Origin of the sequence: Shimia sp. FJ5 (assembly GCF_032918335.1) — a bacterium.
GTDB classification, from domain to species: Bacteria; Pseudomonadota; Alphaproteobacteria; order Rhodobacterales; family Rhodobacteraceae; genus Shimia; species Shimia aestuarii_A.
On sequence record NZ_JAWJUV010000001.1, the window covers coordinates 156,276 to 176,202 of the forward strand.

At 63.1% G+C, this 19,927-nt stretch carries 23 protein-coding genes and 1 riboswitch; of the genes, 3 read left to right on the forward strand and 20 right to left on the reverse strand.

From position 1 onward, the window contains the following. Position 1: 1 nt before the first annotated feature. Positions 2 to 79, reverse strand: a riboswitch (SAM riboswitch). 114 nt (positions 80 to 193) lie between these two features. Beyond that, on the forward strand, positions 194 to 1,129 hold the full coding sequence (locus R1W01_RS00855) for an alpha/beta hydrolase (RefSeq protein WP_297756488.1): 936 nt from the start codon (positions 194 to 196) through the stop codon (positions 1,127 to 1,129). Between the two features lie 6 nt (positions 1,130 to 1,135). On the opposite strand, the gene R1W01_RS00860 is transcribed toward R1W01_RS00855, so the two are convergent. The 6 genes from R1W01_RS00860 to R1W01_RS00885 all read right to left on the reverse strand — a co-directional run bounded on the left by R1W01_RS00860 (position 1,136) and on the right by R1W01_RS00885 (position 6,356). Then, complete coding sequence (locus R1W01_RS00860; RefSeq protein ID WP_243611392.1) at positions 1,136 to 1,747, reverse strand: inner membrane-spanning protein YciB; 612 nt, start codon at positions 1,745 to 1,747, stop codon at positions 1,136 to 1,138. 40 nt (positions 1,748 to 1,787) lie between these two features. Further along, positions 1,788 to 2,690 carry a DMT family transporter gene (locus tag R1W01_RS00865; protein WP_243611391.1) on the reverse strand — a complete coding sequence of 301 codons (903 nt, stop codon included), beginning with the start codon at positions 2,688 to 2,690 and terminating at the stop codon, positions 1,788 to 1,790. A 16-nt stretch (positions 2,691 to 2,706) separates the two neighbouring features. Further along, positions 2,707 to 3,807, reverse strand: coding sequence for a signal recognition particle-docking protein FtsY (ftsY, locus tag R1W01_RS00870; protein ID WP_297756487.1), 1,101 nt, complete (start codon positions 3,805 to 3,807; stop codon positions 2,707 to 2,709). 45 nt (positions 3,808 to 3,852) lie between these two features. Continuing rightward, positions 3,853 to 4,539 (reverse strand): lysoplasmalogenase, encoded by a 687-nt coding sequence (locus tag R1W01_RS00875; protein WP_297756486.1) that lies wholly within the window; start codon positions 4,537 to 4,539, stop codon positions 3,853 to 3,855. A gap of 120 nt (positions 4,540 to 4,659) precedes the next feature. Next, the gene (locus R1W01_RS00880) at positions 4,660 to 5,070 is read right to left on the reverse strand and encodes a GFA family protein (RefSeq protein WP_297756485.1); all 411 of its coding nucleotides are present in this window, start codon (positions 5,068 to 5,070) and stop codon (positions 4,660 to 4,662) included. Positions 5,071 to 5,249: 179 nt separating this feature from the next. Further along, positions 5,250 to 6,356, reverse strand: a complete 1,107-nt coding sequence (locus R1W01_RS00885) for a CobW family GTP-binding protein (RefSeq protein WP_297756484.1) — start codon at positions 6,354 to 6,356, stop codon at positions 5,250 to 5,252. A gap of 251 nt (positions 6,357 to 6,607) precedes the next feature. Here R1W01_RS00885 and R1W01_RS00890 point away from each other — a divergent pair, with 251 nt between their 5' ends. Continuing rightward, positions 6,608 to 7,849, forward strand: a complete 1,242-nt coding sequence (locus tag R1W01_RS00890) for an NAD(P)/FAD-dependent oxidoreductase (RefSeq protein ID WP_297756483.1) — start codon at positions 6,608 to 6,610, stop codon at positions 7,847 to 7,849. Between the two features lie 59 nt (positions 7,850 to 7,908). On the opposite strand, the gene rpmE is transcribed toward R1W01_RS00890, so the two are convergent. The 14 genes from rpmE to R1W01_RS00960 form a co-directional block, all read right to left on the reverse strand. Continuing rightward, the gene (gene rpmE / locus R1W01_RS00895) at positions 7,909 to 8,130 is read right to left on the reverse strand and encodes a 50S ribosomal protein L31 (RefSeq protein ID WP_243611385.1); all 222 of its coding nucleotides are present in this window, start codon (positions 8,128 to 8,130) and stop codon (positions 7,909 to 7,911) included. Positions 8,131 to 8,141: 11 nt separating this feature from the next. After that, complete coding sequence (rplS, locus tag R1W01_RS00900; RefSeq protein WP_297756482.1) at positions 8,142 to 8,516, reverse strand: 50S ribosomal protein L19; 375 nt, start codon at positions 8,514 to 8,516, stop codon at positions 8,142 to 8,144. A 271-nt stretch (positions 8,517 to 8,787) separates the two neighbouring features. Beyond that, positions 8,788 to 9,732 carry an alpha/beta hydrolase gene (locus R1W01_RS00905; RefSeq protein WP_317275011.1) on the reverse strand — a complete coding sequence of 315 codons (945 nt, stop codon included), beginning with the start codon at positions 9,730 to 9,732 and terminating at the stop codon, positions 8,788 to 8,790. Between the two features lie 88 nt (positions 9,733 to 9,820). Next, complete coding sequence (gene trmD, locus R1W01_RS00910; RefSeq protein WP_297756480.1) at positions 9,821 to 10,624, reverse strand: tRNA (guanosine(37)-N1)-methyltransferase TrmD; 804 nt, start codon at positions 10,622 to 10,624, stop codon at positions 9,821 to 9,823. A 71-nt stretch (positions 10,625 to 10,695) separates the two neighbouring features. After that, positions 10,696 to 11,511 (reverse strand): hypothetical protein, encoded by an 816-nt coding sequence (locus R1W01_RS00915; RefSeq protein ID WP_297756479.1) that lies wholly within the window; start codon positions 11,509 to 11,511, stop codon positions 10,696 to 10,698. Position 11,512: 1 nt separating this feature from the next. Continuing rightward, positions 11,513 to 12,016, reverse strand: a complete 504-nt coding sequence (gene rimM / locus R1W01_RS00920; RefSeq protein ID WP_243611380.1) for a ribosome maturation factor RimM — start codon at positions 12,014 to 12,016, stop codon at positions 11,513 to 11,515. Between the two features lie 97 nt (positions 12,017 to 12,113). Beyond that, positions 12,114 to 13,007 (reverse strand): DMT family transporter, encoded by an 894-nt coding sequence (locus R1W01_RS00925; RefSeq protein WP_243611379.1) that lies wholly within the window; start codon positions 13,005 to 13,007, stop codon positions 12,114 to 12,116. 169 nt (positions 13,008 to 13,176) lie between these two features. Further along, positions 13,177 to 13,566: a 30S ribosomal protein S16 gene (gene rpsP, locus R1W01_RS00930; RefSeq protein ID WP_243611378.1), complete on the reverse strand. Its 390-nt coding sequence runs from the start codon at positions 13,564 to 13,566 to the stop codon at positions 13,177 to 13,179. A 57-nt stretch (positions 13,567 to 13,623) separates the two neighbouring features. Then, positions 13,624 to 13,920, reverse strand: coding sequence for a chorismate mutase (locus R1W01_RS00935; RefSeq protein ID WP_411028147.1), 297 nt, complete (start codon positions 13,918 to 13,920; stop codon positions 13,624 to 13,626). A gap of 4 nt (positions 13,921 to 13,924) precedes the next feature. Continuing rightward, positions 13,925 to 14,533, reverse strand: coding sequence for a GNAT family N-acetyltransferase (locus R1W01_RS00940; RefSeq protein ID WP_243611376.1), 609 nt, complete (start codon positions 14,531 to 14,533; stop codon positions 13,925 to 13,927). Beyond that, a complete protein-coding gene (locus R1W01_RS00945) occupies positions 14,533 to 15,087 on the reverse strand; it encodes a GNAT family N-acetyltransferase (protein ID WP_243611375.1) in 555 nt (184 codons plus the stop codon). Before R1W01_RS00945 ends, R1W01_RS00940 begins: the two co-directional genes overlap by 1 nt. Beyond that, complete coding sequence (locus tag R1W01_RS00950) at positions 15,084 to 15,614, reverse strand: GNAT family N-acetyltransferase (RefSeq protein WP_297756478.1); 531 nt, start codon at positions 15,612 to 15,614, stop codon at positions 15,084 to 15,086. The genes R1W01_RS00945 and R1W01_RS00950 overlap by 4 nt, the downstream gene beginning before the upstream one ends. 5 nt (positions 15,615 to 15,619) lie before the next feature. After that, positions 15,620 to 17,137: a signal recognition particle protein gene (gene ffh / locus R1W01_RS00955; protein WP_243611373.1), complete on the reverse strand. Its 1,518-nt coding sequence runs from the start codon at positions 17,135 to 17,137 to the stop codon at positions 15,620 to 15,622. A 186-nt stretch (positions 17,138 to 17,323) separates the two neighbouring features. Continuing rightward, a complete protein-coding gene (locus tag R1W01_RS00960; protein ID WP_297756477.1) occupies positions 17,324 to 18,592 on the reverse strand; it encodes an NADH:flavin oxidoreductase/NADH oxidase family protein in 1,269 nt (422 codons plus the stop codon). Positions 18,593 to 18,732: 140 nt separating this feature from the next. Between R1W01_RS00960 and R1W01_RS00965 the strand changes: the two genes are divergently transcribed. After that, positions 18,733 to 19,905 (forward strand): hypothetical protein, encoded by a 1,173-nt coding sequence (locus tag R1W01_RS00965; RefSeq protein WP_297756476.1) that lies wholly within the window; start codon positions 18,733 to 18,735, stop codon positions 19,903 to 19,905. The last annotated feature ends 22 nt before the right edge of the window (positions 19,906 to 19,927 follow it).

Consider the following 19,927-nt stretch of genomic DNA (forward strand, 5'->3'; position numbering starts at 1 on the left):
GTTTACTGTCGTCCTGACCTCTTTAGCGGAATCTTTTAAGTGGCCCGCAATCCGGTAACAAATCGCCACTAAACGATGCCATAGAGCCGCTCCCGTTGCGGGTCAAGACCGTCACGGAGCTTTAACACGGATTTCACGGCCCCGTTTCAAAAATCCTCGATACACCACACAACATGTAGGGGGAGGCCACACCGTGCCGCTCATACGGATCAACGCCGACGGTCAAAGGCCCGTGTTGCACGGGGCGCCGCACCCGGTCGCTCCGGTCCTCTTTCGCGCCCTCGCCGCGCCCGGCCCGATTGTCATCATGGTGCACGGGTTCAAGTTCTTGCCCGGCGATCCGCGCCACTGCCCCCATACGCATATCTTCTCGACTGGCGAGAGCCATGACTGCCCCAAGGCTCTGAGCTGGCCGCGCCAGCTTGGGTTTGGGCGCAACGCGTCTGATGAGGGGCTTGCGATTGCGTTCGGGTGGTCTGCGCGCAGCGGGTTGCGGGCCGCGCGGCAGGAGGCCGAGACCGCCGCCCGCGCTCTTGCAGAGCTTGTGGCGATGCTGTCAGAGATTGCGCCAGATCGTCCCGTGAACCTCATTGCGCACTCTCTTGGAGCGCACCTTGTCCTGTCGGCGATGCAACGCGTTGCGCGCGGAGTTCTGGGCCGGGTGATCCTGCTCAATGGCGCCACCTACCAGAGCCACGCCGAAGCCGCGCTTGCCGCGTCGGGCGGGCAGGGCGCAGAGCTTCTCAACATCGTCAGCCGTGAGAACGCGCCCTATGATTTCCTTTTTGAGAAAGTCCTGCCCTCCGAGCAGAGCGGGGACCGCGCCCTTGGTCGCGGGTTGCGCGCGCGCAATGCTCTGACGGTGCGGCTCGACGATCCAAGGACGCTCGAGACATTGGCCGATATGGGCCATGTCATCGCGCCGCGGCGTCATCGGCATTGTCACTGGTCGACGTACCTGCGCCCTGGCGTGTTCCCGTTTTACAACGCGCTTATCCGCACGCCCGCGCGCCTGCCGCTCCAGCACCTGCAGGATCGTCTTGCCACGCCCCAGCCACAGGTGCGCCCGGTGCGCCGGATCGCGTTCCTGCCGCCTGCCATGCATCAAGGTCGGAAAACTTCTGGTTAAGGCGCCTTAGGCCTCGCCTTCGCCCTCGTCGGCCGCGTGGCGCTGAAGCAAGCCGCCTTGCGTCATGAAGAACACGAACACAGCCGCCGTGAGGCCAAAGGTCTTGAAATAGACCCACGTATCCGTGCTCTGCGTGCGCCAGATGATCTCGTTCAACACCGCCAGCCCAAGGAAGAACGCCGTCAGGCGCTTGGTCAGGATCATCCATCCCTCATGCGTCAACGGCACCATCTCTTCCATCACGTAGCGCAGGTAGCTTTGCCCTCGTAGAAGCCCGATGCCGAGCGCGCCACCGAACAGCAGGTAGATCATCGTCGGCTTCATCTTGAAGAACCGATCATCGTTGAGCCACACAGACAGCCCACCGAAGATCACCACGAGAACAAGCGTCGCGATCTGCATCTTTGAGAGGTGCCCTGTCAGCTTCCACAGGATCGTCGTGCTTAGGATCATCAGGGGGATGAACCCGGCGGTGACGAGGATAAACCCCTCGTATTCCGTTCCGCCAATGAGGAACGTCTTGTCGCGCAGCCGCAGGTAGGCGACGAAGAACGCCACGATCGGACCAAGCTCGAGCCCCATCTTAAGAAGCGGGTTGATCTTTTTGGTGTCGCTCATCTGTTGTCTGTCCTGTCTGGTTTCGCTTTATCTGGCGTATTCACCCGCCCAATTCAACCAGCACCGCGCCCGCCGCGATCAAGGTCATGAGAGCAATCCGCCGTGGTCCCACCGTCTCGCGCAGCACGAGCCACCCGATCAGTGCCGCGAAAACCGTTGAGGTCTCGCGCAGGACCGCCGCTTCGCCCACCTTGTCGAGCCGTGTCGCCATCATGATCGCACCAAAGCTAAAGAAGGCGACAATCCCGCCGGAAAAGCCGCGCAACAGAAGCGGTGGCAAAGCGGGGCGCTCGACCATGTTCCACCACCGAAGCGCCGCGATGGGCGGGAATACAAGACCATCAAGAAAGAAAAACCACGCGAGAAAGGTAAACGGGTTCTCTGTCGCGCGGATGCCATAGGCGTCGTAGGTCGTATAGAGCGCCACGAACAGCCCCGTCACCACGGCAACACCAAGCGCCGTCGGCAGCGTGTCGCGCGCAGTGGTCAGGAAGACGAGGTTATAGAGCGCCAGCCCGAAAATCCCCATCAACAAGACCGCCACACCGCCCCATTGCCAGAGCGTGAACTGCTCTCCAAAGACAAGCCACGCCCCGATGACCGCGAAAAGCGGCCCCGTACCACGCACCACCGGGTAGACCACCGTGTAGGCGCCTTTGGTGTAGGCATAGGCCTGTAGGAACTTGTAGGCCGTATGAATGACGAACGCGCCGGCAAAGATGATCCACATATGCGGTTCGGGCCAAGGCACCACGAAAAGCGCAAAAGGCATCGCCATGAGACCATAGGCCCCATCTATCGCCCCGCGCGACAGCCACGGATCATGCCGCCCTTTTTGAAGTGCGCCGAACACCGCGTGCAGGAAGGCCGCAAGGATCGCCAGCGCAAGCGCGAGCTGATGCCCCGCTTCGGTGCCTTCAAGGGAGATGAGCCAGTCGCTCATGCCCGTGCCGCCGCCATCAGTCTGACAATCCGGTCAGCGCGGCAGCAAATTCTTCCGGGTCAAACGGTGCAAGGTCGTCAATCTGTTCACCGACGCCAATCGCGTGGATCGGCAGGCCGAATTTGTCGGCGAGCGACACGAGGATGCCGCCCTTCGCCGTCCCGTCGAGCTTGGTCATGACAAGGCCCGACACATCGGCAAGCTTCTGGAAGGTCTCGACCTGATTGATGGCGTTCTGTCCCGTCGTCGCATCAAGCACGAGGAGCGTATTGTGCGGTGCGTTCTCGTCTTTCTTGCGGATCACCCGAACGATCTTGGCCAACTCCTCCATGAGATCCGCGCGGTTCTGCAAGCGCCCCGCCGTGTCGATCATGAGAAGGTCTGCGCCCTCGGCCTGCGCCTTGGTCATGGCGTCAAAGGCAAGGCTTGCCGGGTCTGACCCTTCCGGCGCTGTCAGAACCGGCACCCCGGCCCGCTCGCCCCAGACCTGAAGCTGTTCGACCGCCGCCGCGCGGAACGTATCGCCCGCCGCGATGACAACCGATTTCCCAGCGTTCTTGAACTGGCTCGCCAGCTTGCCAATGGTCGTCGTCTTCCCCGACCCGTTGACGCCCACGACCAAAACAACCTGCGGCGTGGTTGGATAGATCGGCAAGGGCTTGGCCACCGGTTCCATGATCCGCGCGATTTCTTCGGCAAGAAGCTCTTTGATCTGGCGCGCCGAAAGACGCTTGCCGAACCGGCCCTCGGCGATATTCGCCGTGACCCGCAGTGCCGTATCAACCCCCATGTCCGAGGCGATGAGCAGTTCTTCGAGCTGCTCAAGCATCTCGTCATCAAGCACCCGCTTGACCTCGCCCGCACCCGTCGCGCGCCCCGTGAGCCGCGCAAGGATGCCGGCCTTCGGCGCGCCTGCATCCTCTTGGGGCGCGTCAGGCTCTGCCGCGGCAAGCGGTTCAGGATCGGCGATCGGTGGCGTCAATGCCTCTTCGGCCGGGACGCCCGCGATCTCCTCGACGCTTTCTTCGCCGCCTTCCTCGACAATCGCATCCAACCCCTCATCGAGTTTGGACGACGACTTGAACAAACGGTCTTTCAGTTTCGAGAAAAACGCCATGCGTGGGCCTCCGGGTGTTACCCCTTCTCACCTAATGCCAGTTTATCAAAGATGGAAGAGCGGCTCTGTCCAGCCGACGCCAATCACGATCGCCAATTGCCCGCCCGCATAGAGCAACCAAAGAAGGATCGAGGCCGGGATTTGCAGGCGGGATGCTTCTGTCATGCGGAACAACTGGATCGCGAGGATCGTATCCGAGGCCATGAAGGCAAACGCCCCAATCACCGCGACCGGCACCGCCGTCAGGCCAAGCGCCGTCAGCCCCATGAGCGAGATCAGTCCTACATAGATCCGCACCGGCACCTTCAAATCGCCCGTATGCGGGATGAGCCAGCGCTCGGTTGAGAGCGCGAAAATGATGACGAGCCCCGCCGCCCAAGGCAATGCGATCACGCCCTCGAGCCCCACAAGCCCCCAAAAGCGCAGGATATAGAACAGATGCGCCACTGCGAAACTGATGAGGCCGACAAGAAACGCCCGCTCCCCCGATCGCGACAAGGCAATATCGCCCAGCGCCGAAGCGAGAAGCGCGAGGGTGATGAGCGGATGGCCAAACGACACCCAGACCGCCACCGCGAACGCGAGCATCGGGATCGCCTTTACCAGCGTCTTGAGCCCCGAGGCCCCGCGATAACAAAACCACAGCGCATAAATCAGCGCCGCCCCGCCTCCCGCAAGAAGCAGCCCAAACCGCACCGACTGGCGCAGCATGATTTCCTCGACAACACCCATGGATGTATCTGACTCAGAAATGGCAGGGGGCACAAGGGGGAGGTCGGCTATGCGGGCGAAGTGGACATTCCCGCATTTGTCATCTGCCTATTGTCTGAGTTGCATCATCGGCTCGACCGTTCAGCCGGGAAGCCCTTCGATCTTTTCAATGGAGGCAAGGTCGTTGTCCCAGTTCGCGCGACTGGAACAACAGATATGCGCGTTCGGTCGCATGTCGAATTGGCTGTCAAGTGCCCCCGCCGGCACCACAAGCAATCCAATCTCCGGCTGGGAAACTGGCAGCGCGGACCCGCACTGGGAGCAAAAGCTCTTCACATGGAGTGAACCGGATAACTGGAACGTCTTGATCTGTTCTTCGCCTAAGACCCAAGTGATTTTGGCGGTGGACGAAAACAGATTAGCCGAATGGGCTGAACCGCTGTCCTTACGGCAGCGGGTGCAGTGACACAGGAAAAAGCTCTCGAACTCTCCCGCTATGCGAAATTTTACTGCGCCACAGAGGCATTGTCCGGTGGTCGGATTGTTCTCCATTCGCACTCCTCTCGACAGGCAAGCCTCATGCAGCCAGTCGAACGCGTTTTTATTGGCCCTTGTATCCGCGTGTTGGACCAAGGTCAAAATGTGCCCCAACCCGTCCTTCGCCGGCCCTCAGGTCCAATATACGCTGTGGGGGCAGAGATACCGCGACAGGGGGGGCTTTGCGCGGCCCCTTACGGCCAGTTCGTAACTTCGACGTCTTTCCAGCCGGGGAATGGGTCTTCCTTTTCCGGTGCCTCGTTGGCGCGCAGCTCTTCGAGGCTTTCTTTCAAGGTGCGTTCGCTTAGGTCGCGGGCGATGATGACGACGCGCGAGGTGGTGTCTCCGGCGGGCCAATCCTTGAGCGGCAAGGGCGGTTCAAAGATGTGCTGCACCCCGTGGAAGACGAAGGGGAAGTCGATCCCTTCAAGAAAGACGATGCCTTTGACGCGCAGAAGATTGGCGCCGTGTCGGGCGACGAGGATATTGAGCCAGTTGTCGAATGCGGTATCCGTCAGCGGGTGATCAAAAGTGATCGAGGCGCTTTTGATGCGGGTGTCATGCGATGAGATCGGTTTTGCCGCCGGGGCGACGGGGGCAAGGCCGGAGAGGTTGGCCAGCGGATCGGCGGCGGGCTTGGGGAGTTTCATCCAGTCGAGCGCCTCTTTCGGCGCAACGCCTTGGCGCAGACCGCTAAGCCCCCAGAGGCGGCCTTCGAGACCCGCGCCGCGCACGGCGTGCAGCAGGCGCGCGCCGGGGTTGATGCCACGCAGGCGCTCTTCGAACATGATGAGATTTTCCGGGGACACGAGGTCGGGTTTGCTCATGACGATGAGGTCGGCCATCGCGGCCTGTGAGACGGCCTCGAACTGGGCGTCGAGCGTGGCTGGACCGTTGGCGCAATCGGCGACCGTTACCACGCCGTCGAGGCGCGTCGTCTGGGCAAGGTAAGGATCGGTCGTCAGGGTTTGCAGGATCGGCGCGGGATCGGCGAGGCCGGTGGTTTCGATCACTACGCGCTCGAACTCCAACTCGCCTCGCTCGCGGCGGGCGTAGAGGCTAATGATCGTGCGGGCCAGATCGCCGCGCACCGTGCAGCAGAGGCAGCCCGATTGCATCAGGATGACTTCTTCGCTGGTGCTTTCGATCAGGTCATGGTCAAGCCCGGCCTCGCCAAATTCGTTGACGATCACGGCGATGCGCCCGGCAGAGGAATCGGCAAGGATTGCGTTGAGAAGCGTCGTTTTCCCGGCGCCGAGGAAGCCGGTCAACAAGGTGACGGGGGTTCTTGGGTCTTGCATGTGAAGGCATCCTTGCGGTCGGTGTCGCGGGGGAGACGCGCGCGAAAAGGGTCAGAGGGTCACTATTGCGATGCGCGCGCGCAGTGCAAGAGGGGATCTGGGGGCGCGACGGTGCGGGGTCTCGCGCCGGGGGGAGGGCTATCGAAAACCCTTTTGCGTGGATGAGAACAGCGGCGCGGTCCATATCTTGACAGGGGGGATTTGCACTGCCCTAACTCGCCTTCGGACGTTTAGGGACGGGAAGCCGGAACATGCATGACTTTGACCTTGTGGTTGTCGGTGCGGGCATCGTGGGCGTATCTTCGGCGCTTTGGGCGCAGAAGCGAGGCTTGCAGGTGCTCCTGTGTGATCCGAATGCGCCGGGGTCAGGGACGAGTTTCGGCAATGCCTGCACATTGGCGACCTATGCGGTCCTTCCGGTCAATACACCGTCTGTGTTTCGCGATCTGCCCAAGTTGGTTTTTGGCAGTGAAAGCCCGCTGTCTCTCAATTTCGCACATGCGTTGCGGCATCCGCTTTGGATGCTGTCCTTTCTTGCGAATTGCCGGTCGGCGCGGTCAGCGCATATCGCGCGGCAGTTGGCCGGGATCATGGCGCATGCCGATGCCGGGATTAACCCGCTGATCGAAGACGCCGGGGCGGAAGACCTGATTGTGGAGCGGGGGCAAATGACGGTCTGGTCCACGAAGGCCGGGGCGGAGGCGGATGCCGGGGCGCTCGCCTTTCGCAAGGCGCAGGGCATTCCGTTCGAGACGCTTGGTCCGCAAGAGGCGCTTACGATGGAGCCGGGGTTGAAGCTGCCGGTGCATTCGGCGGTGCATTTCAAGGCTGCGCGCTCGGTGCGCGATCCGCAGGAACTTATCACGCGGATGTATCGCCGGTTCATTGCCCTTGGCGGGCAGTGGCGGCAGGCCGGCGTGGACGAGACACGCGCACATGCGGAGGGTGTCGAGGTCTGCGTGGGTGACGACAGGGTGAATGCGGCGCGGGTTGTCATTGCGGCGGGGGCGCATTCGAAGTCCGTGCGCGGCTCGGGGGCTGAGAGATTGCCGCTTGGGACGGAGCGGGGCTATCACCTGCTTTTCCCGGAAGAGGCGCATCGGGTCACGCGGCCCGTCGGGTGGGCCGAGGGCGGTTTCTATGCGGTGCCCATGGCGCAGGGGCTTCGGATTGTCGGCACGGTGGAGATCGCCGCGCTGGATGCGCCGGAGAACCAGGGCAGGCTCCGCTACCTTGCCAAGATGGGCGAGCGGATGCTTGGCCCGCTGCCGGAACCGGAGAGCCGATGGCTCGGGTTTCGTCCCACGATGCCCGACAGTATGCCAGTGATCGGGCAATCGCCGCAGTCGGAACGGATCATTCATGCCTTTGGACATCAGCATCTTGGGCTGACGCTTGGCGGGATCACCGGGCGGATCGTGGCGGACCTTGCCGAGGGGCGTCAGCCGAACCTGCCGATTGCGGGGTTTGCGCCGGATCGGCGTTTTGTCTGAGCCAAAGAAAAACGCCGCCCCGGTTGGAGCGGCGTCTTTTTGAAACCAGAAGGGGCTTATTAGAAGCCGAGGCCTTCGTATTTCTTTTTGAACTTCGACACGCGGCCGCCAGCGTCGAGCAGGCGCGAAGTGCCGCCGGTCCATGCCGGGTGCACGGTCGGGTCGATGTCGAGCTGCATCGAGTCGCCTTCTTTGCCCCAGGTGGAGCGCATCTGAATGACGGTGCCGTCGGTCATCTTGACGTCGATGAAGTGGTAGTCGGGATGGGTGTCTTTTTTCATGATACCACTCCTCAGGCTTGCTTGGGCTTGTAGTTGGTGTCTTCCGCGATACGGGCCGATTTGCCGCGGCGCGAGCGCAGGTAGTAGAGTTTCGAGCGACGCACGCGGCCACGGCGGATCACGGTGATCGCGTCGATGTTGGTCGAGTGCAGCGGGAACACACGTTCCACGCCTTCGCCGAAGGAAATCTTGCGGACGGTGAAGGAACCGGCAATGCCGTCGCCGTTCTTGCGGCTGATGCAGACACCTTCGTAGTTCTGCACACGGGTGCGCGAGCCTTCGGTCACTTTGTAGCCGACACGCACGGTGTCACCGGCTTTGAAATCGGGGATGTCTTTCCCCAGGGCGGCAACTTGTTCCGCCTCGAGCTGTGCGATCAGGTCCATCTGATCATCTCCTATTTTGCCCGTGGTTAACCCACGAAGATTTGCGCGGTCTCATAGCTCCTGGTCTTCGCTCGGGTCCGCGAGGATGCGCCCGCCGGAGGTAAGATCGTCTTTCCTTGGTCCTGTTTCCTTTGTGCCGGGGTGCAGGCGGTGCGCAGGGCAGAAGAAAACCCGTTGCGGCCTCATGCAGGCACATCAAAAACACCCGAGTCGGCATTTGCCGGTCGGGAATGGGCGGCTTTTAAGGGAAAGGCGCGCGCGTGGCAAGGGGTCAGGGGGCGTGGGCCGACAGGAATTCGGCAAGTGTCGGGATCAGATCGGGATGCAGCGGCAGGGTCGGATCGGAATAGGTCGCGAAAGGCGCGCCGGGCTTGTCGGATTTGAGCATATGCGTTGCCCCGGCCAGATCGTGGCGCGTGGCGTTTGGCAGGGCTTCGGCAAGGAGGGCGGCGTCGAGGGGTTTGACCTGAAGGTCGCGATCCCCCTGAAGGATCAGCGCCGGACCGGGCCAGGCGCGGGCCAGTTCGGCGGGGGCGTAGGAGAACAGGTCGATCATGAAACGTTGCACCCCCGGCTGGAACATCATGTGCAGGGCGGGGGGAATGTCTTCCAGTGGGCGGGTCTTGCCCGCTTCGAGGTCGGCCACGATGGCGCGCAGGTCCGCCATGAGGGGCGCATTCATCGGGTTGGCGGCGAGCTGTTCGATGAGGAGGCCGCCGATGGGACGACCGGGCGCGGCCATGAGGATGAGGCCACAGAGGCCGTCCGGGTGATGGCTCGCGGCTTCGAGGGCAACGAGGCCACCTTCGGAATGCCCCGCGAGCCAGACGCAGTCAGCCTCTTCATGGGCACGGGCGATCCAGCCGCGCATATCCGTGCCATAGCCTGCGATGGTGACGTCATTGGGGTCTGCGACGGCGGCCTCGCTGCGGAAGAAGCCGCGCTTGTCGATGCGGATCGAGGCGATGCCGTGCTCTGCGAGACCTTCGGCGATGAGGCGGTAGCTGTCGGAGTGCAGCATGATGGCAGGGCCATTTCCGTCGCGGTCAATCGGGCCGGAGCCGGGGATGGTGATGACGAGGTGGCGGGCGCCGTCCACGGCGAGGTATTCGCCGCCGAGAGGGCCAGCGGGGCCGGGGATTTCGATCGGGTCGGCATGGGCCGCTGAGGTCAGAGAGAGGGCAAGGGCGGACAGGATGAAGGCAAAAAGGCGCATGGAACTCTCATTGTGCGGGGACATGATTGCTCGCGGTGGCTTGCAAAGGGGCGAGGGTAAGGGCGCGACAGCCTATTGCCAAGTCTTGTCAGTCGGTCTTGGCTTTGCGCGCTTGATACGCTTCCCACATGTCGGGGCGGCGTTGTTTTGTCAGTTCTTCGCTCATCGCTTGGCGCCATTCCGCGATTTTGCCGTGATGGCCGGACATCAGTACCTCGGGGATGGGGCGGCCCATCCAGTCGGCGGGGCGGGTGTATTGCGGGTGTTCGAGGAGGCCGTTGGAGTGGCTTTCGTCTTCGATGCTGTCGGCGTTGCCGAGGACCGACGGCAGGAGGCGCACGGTGGCGTCGATCATGGCCTGCGCGGCGATTTCGCCGCCGGTGAGGACGAAGTCGCCGAGGCTGACTTCCTGAATGTTGTAGTGATCGAGGACGCGTTGATCGACGCCTTCGAAACGGCCACAGAGCATCGTCACGCCATCGCATTCAGACCACGCGCGGGCCATCTTCTGATCGAAGCGGCGGCCACGCGGGGAGAGATAGACGAGGGGCAGGTTCCCACGCGTGCCGCGCAGCGTGTGCTCTATGGCGTTGCCAAGGACATCGGGGCGCAGGACCATGCCCGCACCGCCGCCCGCGGGGGTGTCATCCACGTTGCGGTGCTTGCCCTCGCCGAACTGGCGCAGGTCGGTGGTCTCGATCTGCCATTTGCCGTCCTTGAGCGCCTTGCCGGTCAGGCTCTCGCCGAGGACACCGGGAAAGGCGTCGGGGAAGAGCGTGATGATGCGGGCGGTCCAGACCCCGGCGAGGCGGGGGTTATGAGTCACCAGCTCGCGCGGCTTGAGCGAGACGGAAATGGACTTTCGGCCATGAGAGCGGGGTTTGTCGGACATGGGGAAACCTGTGTCGGATCGGGGTTTGGCGAAACTGTTTCGCCTATCTGGGCGCTGCCGTCCAGACCGGTTCAGCGTTTGGCTGTCTCTGGGCGGGCCTTGCCATGGCGGCGGCGCGCGGCTTCTTTTGCCTTGCGCATTTCGTCGTGATCCTCGGTCGCGCGGTTGATCTCGAGGAATTCCGCGCGCAGCTCTGGCGGGAGCGAGACATTGGCGGGGGGCAGCATGCTGAGGGCGTCGCGCGTGGCCTCGGGCCAGCCTAGGAGATCGGCAATGGGGGTCAGCGGGCCGAGGGGCGCGTCGGCGCAGTCCTCGAGCCAGGCGCTTTCGACGCGATGAGGCGCGGCGGCGATGCGGACCTTGTCGACAATGCGGGGCAGGTTGGCGGAGTCGGCGTATTCGCGGGCATAGTCCGCCTCGTCGAGCGTCATGCGGATCGCGCGCAGGTGTTGTGTATGGCAGGAGCGCAGCCACGGCGCGGGTTTGCGTAGGGAGAAGTAGAAGATCACCTCGTCAAAGTGATCGCCCACGGTGCGGTCGATCATCATGGTCAGGGCCTTCATCAGGATTGGCGCCGCGTCATAGCTCCGAAGGTCGCGGCGACCGGGCATCAGGCCGCTGAGATCTTCGGTGCTGATGATGATGTCGCGGGAATCCTCGAGGTTCCGCTGTTCGAGAAACTCTGCGATGGCGGCGCTGAAGGCGAGGAGGTCAGAGGCTTTGCGGCTTGCGGAATAGGCGCGGGCGGCGTCGCAGGCGGCATCCAGATGCTTGCGCAGAAAGACATGCGTCAGGGGGGCGAGAACGCGTTTGTTCTTGGCCAAGAGGCGCTGGACGCTTGTCGTGCCGGTCTTGTGAAAGCCGGCATGTATGAGGAGCCGGCCCATGTTAGAAAAGACCTTCGGGCGGGTCGACGATCACGCGCCCCCCGGCGAGATCGACCGTTGGCACCGCCTCGAGGGTAAAGGGCAGCAGCACCGATGCCTTGAGATCGGGGCCAGCCACCTCGAGCAGGTCTGTCGCGCCGTGGTTCTGAACGGATTTGATCCGGCCAAGCACTGTTCCACCGGTATCGCGCACCTCGAGCCCAACGAGATCGGCGTGGTAATATTCGTCGTCTTCGGGTTCGGGAAAGCGATCGCGAGGCACGAAAAGCTGCGTTCCGCGCAGGGCATCGGCGGCTTCCTTGGTGGTGACACCGGAAAGGCGTGCGGCGAGGCCGTTCTTAATCGCGCGGGTGATGGTCACCGTAAAGCTCTCGCTGCCGTCCTCTGTCAGGAGGGGGGCATAGTCGGCAATGGCCTCTGCGTCGGCCGTAAAGCTCTTGAGACGCACTTCGCCGCGCACGCCATAGGCGCCCGCAATGGCTCCGACACAGACCAATTCCGTCATCCGTCATCCCGTGGGTTGAATTCCTTTCTCTCTTGTCCTCCATCCGGAGACGAGAGGCAAGGCGGGAGCCGGAAAAAGCACTCGTTTCAGTGCGAGGTTATCGCCGTCCGAGGCGGCGTTCGCGGTAGACGATCATCAAGCCCCCCGCCACGATCAACACGGCACCGGGCAAGAGATCGTCAATCGGAGCCTCGTCGAAGAACAACCATCCGAGGCTAAAGGCGATGGGAATGCCGAAATAGCTAAACGGGGCGAGGTTGCTTGGTTCGGTGAGGCGGAAGGCGATCACGAGGCAAAGCACGGCAGAGCCGCCGAATAAGCCCATGAGGATGATCCAGCCGAGGTCTTGCAAGGAGGCAATCGAGGTGAAACCGCCAAGCGCGAGGGCAAGGCAAAGCGAACCGACCGCGGCGATCGCGGCCGAATAGAGGTTGAAGAGAGGGGTGGGCACGTCTGCGTCGATGCGGCGGGCGGTCACGCTATTGAAGGCGTAGAGCGCGGCGGCGCCGAAGGGCAGGAGCATCTGCCAAGAGAAACCCTCGGTGCCGGGTTGGATGATCATCACCACGCCGACAAAGCCGATGGCCACCGCGCCCCAGCGGATCATGCCGACCCGTTCGCCAAGCAACGGCACGGCCAGCGCAGTGGTGAAAAGCGCTGTGGAATAGGAGATCGTCGTCGCGGTGGCGAAGGCCATGATGCCAAGCGAGAGGTAGAACATGAACTGTGCAAAAGTCACGGCAGCCCCGCGCAGGAGTGCAAGGCGCCATTGCCGAATGCGCAGCCGACGCCCCGCCCTATGCCATGAGGCGCTGATCCAAAGCGCGATGAGGCTTGGCAGGATGCCAAAGAGGTTGCGGTAGGCGGAAAGCTCTGCGGCGCCGTAGCGTGGAGAGAGGTGTTTGATGATGAGGCCCATCAGATCGAACAGGACAATCGCCGCGACGCTGATCGCGATGGCGAGGGGGGCGTTGTCCGGCTTGCGTTCCAAGAGGGTGTCCTGTTCCTTTGCGCGGGCAGAGGAGCATGTTTCGGGCGCGGTCTAAACCTCTTTCGCCGCGTTCGCCAAGAAACGTCGCGACGCAGACCATGCCCCGCAAGAAAAAGGGGCGCGCCAAAGGCACGCCCCATCAACCGATGCTCCGATGGGAGCGGAGGTCTTATTCTTCTGCAGCGGCTTCTTCTGCCGGTGCTTCCGCAGCTTCGGCAGCTTCAGCGGCCTTGGCAGCTTTTTCTTCCGCGCGGTCCTGAGCTTTCTTGCCGGGCTTGGCTTTCTCGGGGTTGTTGCGCTCTTTCTTGGCGACAACGCCGGCGGCTTCGAGGAAGCGCGACACGCGGTCGGAGGGCTGGGCGCCTTGGTCCATCCAGTACTGAACGCGCTCGAGGTCCATTTTCACGCGCTCTTCCGAGTCTTTCGGCAGGAGCGGGTTGTAGGTGCCGAGCTTCTCGATGAAGCGGCCATCGCGCGGCATGCGCGAGTCGGCTGCGACGATGCGGTAGAAGGGACGTTTTTTCGAGCCGCCGCGGGCGAGACGAATTTTCATAGCCATGGTGTTTCTCCTTAAGATTGGCTTTGTGCGGTGGTTCTAACCACCTGACATTTCAGTTTATTCTTGGTGCTTCTTGTGGTGCCTGATGACCTCATCGATGATGAAGTTCAGGAATTTCTTGGCGAATTCCGGGTCGAGGTCGGCGCGTTTGGCGAGATCCTCGAGACGGGCGATTTGCTTGGCCTCGCGATCGGGATCGGAGGGGGGCAGGGCATGTTCGGCCTTGAGGCGGCCCACGGCCTGCGTGTGCTTGAACCGCTCGCCCAGCGTATAGACGAGGATCGCGTCGAGCCGGTCGATGCTCTCGCGGTGGTCGGCCAGCACTTGCGCGGCGCGGATCACGTCATCGGTCACGGGATCAGTCAAGGGCGTATCCTTTCGGCTGATATTTGGGGTCGGCGGCGTAGTGGTTGATTTCCATCTCAATGGCATGGCCGATCTGGCTATGGGCAAGCTGGTCGGCGCTCGGGTGGCGATAGACGACGTCGTGGCCATCGACCGAGGCGGCCTCTTTGTCTTTCACAGCACCGAGGCGTTCGGCGAGGCGGATGGAATCGAGGTTCTTGGGGTCGAGATAGGAGACCGCCCCATCCCAGCCCAGTTCCTTGTAGAAATAGCGGCGCGCGGCATTTGTCGCCTCGAGCGCGTAGCCCTTGCCGGCCTTCTCGGGCCAGATGATCCAGGCGATCTCGCGTTCGGGCCATTGGGCGGGCATCCAGCCACCGGCCATGCCGAGGGTCTCGTCTGTGTCCTTGTCGTGGATCATCCACATGCCGTAGCCGCGAATGTTCCAGTGGCCGATCTCGGCGGCGTAGAGCATCCATGTCTCATAAGGATTGAGCGGACCGCCCATGAAACGCGACCGATAGGAGGCGAAGGTCGCCTTGAAGTTCGGGTAGTCCTCGGGCTCGGGGCCACGCAGGACAAGGCGTTTGGTTTCGATGACGGGGATGTTGCGGGTAGCCATTACGCGTAGGCCTCCATGCCGCCATTGACGAGGGTTTCCGGGGCCGGATGGCGCCAGACTTCGACCGCGCCATATTCGGGATCGTCATAGGTTTTCTCGTATGTCGCGCCGAGGCGGCGGGCGACGGCCTTGGAGGCGTCATTCGCCGGGTCGATCTGCGAAATCGCCGTGTCCCAGCCGAGAATGTCATAGGCATAGGCGCGCGAGGCGAGCGCGGCCTCGGTGGCAAGGCCCTTGCCCCATGCGGCGGGCATCAGGGTCCAGCCGACTTCGCGTTCGTCCCAGCCGTCGGGGAACCAAAGGCCGACGCGGCCGACATAGGTGCCGCTCGCCTTATGTTCGAGCGCCCAGAGCCCATAGCCGCGCAACGCCCAATGGCCGATGATCGCGGCGATGGTACGCCACGCGCGGTGCGGCGGCACGGGGCCGCCGACAAAACGCGACTCGTCGCTTGCCATAAAGGCTTTTTCCGCTGCGATGTCCTCTTCGCGATGGGCGCGCAGGATCAGGCGTTCGGTCTCGAGCGTGGGGATGGTGAAGGTGGTCGAGGTCATGCCGCGCCCTCCGCCTTGAGGGCTTCGGGGGAGGGGTGACGCCAGATTTCGGTATGGCCGACGATGCTATGCTCGAACTCGCCATCCTTCACCGCGCCGAGACGTTCGGCGAGTTTGCGCGAGGCGGTGTTCTCGGGGTCAATGAGGCTCATGATCGTGGTGAAGCCGCCCACGGTATAGGCCCAGTGGCGTGCCGCCTCGGCCGCTTCGGTCGCGTAGCCCTTGCCGTCAAAGCCTTCCATCAGGTCCCAGCCGAGTTCCGGCTCGGGATAGCCCTCGGGGGCAAAGAGGCCGATGATCCCGGCAAACTCGCCGGTTTCCGTCACTTCGACGCCCCAGCGACCAAAGCCCTTGAGCGCCCAGTGGCCGATTTCCATCGCGAAATGGCGCCAAGCCTGCACGGCGTCCTTGGGGCCGCCCACGAAATGGGACCGCTCGGACGCATAGAAATCGCGCACTGCCGGGAAGTCCTCGGCAGTGAGCGGGCGCAGAGTCAGGCGCGGGGTATGGATCGTGGGAGCCTGCACCGGTCTTACTTCTTCTTGCCAAAGCCGGAGAGGCCGGGGGGTAGGCCCGCACCGCCGCCCAAACCGGGCATGCCGCCGGGGAGGCCGCCTTTGCCGCCCATCGCCTTGGCCGCGGCCTCGAGCTGTTTCGGGTCCATGCCTGCGGCCATTTCCTCGGGGCTCGGGCCGCCCTTGCCGAACATGCCTTTCATGGCCTGTTTCAGCATGCCGCCTTTGCCCATCTTGCCCATCTTCTTCATCATGTCGCCCATCTGGCGCTGCATCTTGAGAAGTTTGTTGAGTTCCGCGACCTCAAGCCCGGCACCGGCGGCGATACGTTTCTTGCGGCTGGCCTGAAGGATTTGCGGGTTGGCGCGTTCCATCTTGGTCATGGAGTTCACCAGCGCGATCTGGCGCTTGATCATCTTGTCGTCGATGCCCGCGCCTTCCATCTGCTTGGCCATCTTGCCCATGCCCGGCATCATGCCCATGACGCCTTCCATGCCGCCCATTTTCTCCATCTGCTCAAGCTGCATCTTGAGGTCGTTCATGTTGAAGCGGCCCTTCTGGAACCGTTTCATCATGCGCTCGGCCTGTTCCGCCTCAAGCGTTTCCTGCGCTTTCTCGACGAGGGCAACGATATCGCCCATACCAAGGATGCGGCCCGCGATGCGGTCCGGCTCAAACGTTTCGAGCGCGTCCATCTTTTCGCCAAGGCCGACGAATTTGATCGGCTTGCCGGTCACGGCGCGCATGGAAAGCGCGGCACCGCCGCGCCCGTCGCCATCCATCCGGGTCAGGACGACGCCGGAGATGCCGATCTTGCCGTCGAATTCCTCGGCGACCTCGACCGCGACCTGACCCGTGAGACCATCGACGACGAGCAGCGTTTCGCGCGGGTTCACCGCGTCGCGCACGTCCTCGACCTCTTTCATCAGAGTCTCGTCGATCTGAAGGCGACCGGCGGTGTCGAGCATGTAGACGTCGTAGCCGCCGAGCGTCGCCTGTTGCTTGGCGCGCTTGGCGATCTGCACGGCGGTTTCGCCGGGCACGATCGGCAGGGTGTCAACGCCGATCTGTTGGCCAAGAACCTTGAGTTGTTCCTGAGCGGCGGGGCGGTAGATGTCGAGCGAGGCCATCAGCACGCGCTTGCCGTTCTTTTCCGAAAGGCGCTTGGCGAGTTTACCGGTGGTCGTCGTCTTACCGGAGCCTTGCAGGCCGACCATGAGGATCGGGGCCGGCGGGCTGTCGATCTTGAGCGCACCGGGGTCTTCGGTGTCGCCCGAGAGCACGTTTTTCAGCTCGTCATGGACAATCTTCACGACCTGCTGGCCGGGGGTGATCGACTTGGTGACGGCTTGGCCGGTGGCTTTCTTCTGAACAGCTTTGACAAAATCGCGGGCGACGGGGAGGGAGACGTCGGCCTCGAGCAGGGCGACACGCACCTCGCGCAGGGCAGTTTTGACGTCTTCTTCGGACAGCGCGCCCTGTTTCGTCAGGCGGTCGAAGACACCGGATAGGCGATCGCTCAGATTCTCAAACATCTATCTTCCGGCTCCTTTGCACCGTTTCCAACATGGCCCGAACATAGGAACGAACCGCTCAAACGCCAATGTCCCCCGTGGGCGAAACTCGCTGACGGGGGGCGATCCCTGCGCAAAGGCAAAGGGACCGAGAGCTATGACGGACTCCCGGAATTGAGGGGCGTTTACGCGCGTGGGCGTGAGGAGTCAAGCGCCGGGGAGCTTGCGGGCGAGTGCGACGCGGGCGGAGCGGGTCAGATACCACATGAGATAGCCGAGTGCGTTGGCGCGGCCCGAGGCGTCGGGGGCTTCGCCCCGGCCCATGCGCATCATTTGCCAGACATAGTATTCAACCCGCGCCACGGCATTGACCAACCCGGCCAGTGCGCCCTTGGCGTTGGCCCCGAGCGGGCCGCGTCCGAGCATGAGGCCGGATTCGTCGATGCCGATCTGGTCCACCTCGCCGGAAAGGAGCCGCGCGGCACAGTCGGGATCGGTGCAGGCGGGGCGGGCGAGGCCAATGAGATCAATGCCATGCGTGGCAAGCGCCTCTTGCATGGCGGCGCGGTGTCGAAAGCCGCCAGTGACCATGAGCGGCACGGAGACGGCGGCGCGAATCTCGCGGGCGTAGTCGAGAAAGAACGCCTCGCGACGCTTGGTGCTGGCGCGCTGGCCCTGGGTGTCGGCCTCGAGAAAGGACATTTGTTCATAGGTGCCGCCGGAAATCTCGATCAGGTCGATGCCGTCTTCTTCGAGCCAGCGTGCGACTTGCATGGAGTCCTCGAGCGTGAAGCCGCCTTTTTGGAAATCGGCGGAGTTGAGTTTGACGGCGATGGGGAAGGCGGGGCCGACGGCGGCGCGGGTCGCGGCGAGGGTTGCGCGCAGGAAACGGGCGCGGTCTTCGAGCGACCCGCCCCATTGGTCGCTGCGCCGGTTGGTGTTGGGCGACAGGAACTGGCTCAGAAGATAGCCGTGGGCGGCATGAAGTTGCACCCCGTCGAATCCTGCGCGCTTGGCAAGGCGCGCTGTTGCGGCGTAGCGGGCGATGGTGTCGGCGATGTCGGCCTCGCTCATGGCGCGGGGCGTGCCGAAGACGCCGAGAATGCGGAGCTTTTCGGCGGAGGGCGCGAGCGGGCGTCGGTTGACGATGGCGGGGCATTGGCGGCCCGGGTGGCTTATCTGCATGAAGAGCGCGGCGTTGGTCGGTTTGACGGCGTTGGCCCACGCGGTCAGGGAAGGCAGGACGGTTTCATCCTCGGCCACCACGTTGCCGGGGCGTTCGAGATAGCGGCTGTCGATCATCACATTGCCGGTCATCAAAAGGCTAAAGCCCCCATCGCCCCAGCGTTTATAGAGCGTCGCGTGCGCGTTGGTGGGGTGGTCGGCACGGTCTGCCATGGCTTCGGTCATGGCGCTCTTGGCAATGCGATTGTGAAGCGTTACGCCGCAGGGCAGCGTCAGGGGGGTGGCAAGCATTCCCGTCTCCGTGATAAAATTAGGCTGTCTCTAGGGCTGATCTCATCCGCGTTCTTGTGCTTGTGTAGCATGGTTTCCATGTGGCGAGAGAGCGTGACGTGGCGAGAGGGCCAAGTGGAGGCGAAACCGAGGGTAAGGGTTTGAGTGCGCGGTTTTCCATATTGATCATGTCCTGCCATTGGCAGGGGGCCTTGGCCTGTCTTCAGTCCTTCGGGCAGCGCGGTCACGAGATCACTCTTGTCGCGTGGGACAAGAGCGGCACAAAGCTGCACGGGCAATCCGATTACGTGTCCGACATTGTTTATCATGCGCCTGCAGCCACGCCAGAGGAGGATGTGCCGTGGCTTCTTGAGTTGATCGCGGCGCGGGGGATCGACCTTGTCGTGCCGATCAGTGACCATGACGCGAGCGTCGTCGCCCTTGCAGCAAAGGCGGCAGAGCCGGGATCGCCACAGGCAACCGCGCTCTTCGCGCCGTCGCCAGAGAGCCTCGCATTGGCTCGGGACAGGACGGCGACGGTTGCGCTTTGCGAAAGGCTCGGGATTGCAACACCACGGTCACAAACGGTTGAGGCCGAGGCGTTGCGTGATGTGGTGCCGGGCTGGGGCTTTCCGCTTTTCCTCAAGGTGGATGGCGTCGCGGGGCTTGGCGTCAGTGCGCTTCGCAACGAGGCCGATTTCGAGCGCTTCCTTGCCTCGGGGCCGACCGGCACAGTGCAGATACAGGAGGCGGTCGACGGCGATTTCGTGGGTGTGACCGGGGTTTGCCGGAACGGAGAGGTGCTCTCGCGGTTTGGGTTCTGCACGGACTATGAGTTCTCCTTTGCTGGCACACCGCCCTATGCCCTGCGCGATGAGAACGCGGTCATCGATGACTACCTCGCGCGGATCGCGGGGGCGCTTCACTGGACGGGCGGGATCGACCTTGATTGCCTCGCGCGGCCCGATGGCACGCTTGTCGTTCTTGAGATCAACCCGCGGATCTCGGGCACGGTCAATTTCGCGCTGGCCTGTGGCAGGGACGTGCCGGCAGGGTATCTTGCGCTTCGCCAAGGCGCGCCGGTCGCGTCGATTTTTGAGGATACGGGCGCGAGCCTTTTCGCCAGCCTTGAACAGGAGACGCGGTTTCGCGTCCGCGGTGGGAAAGAGGCGCGGCGGCGGGCGCGGGTGTTGCGGGCGGCGCATGTGGTGGCGGACAACGGATATCCGCAAGATCGCGGCTATGCGCGGGCGCTCTGGCGGGCGCGGATGATGATCCGGCTCGATGGGCTGTTCGATCCGATCTTCGACCGGGTGCGCCGTGTCTTGCCGTAGAGGCGCAAAACGCCTAAGTCTC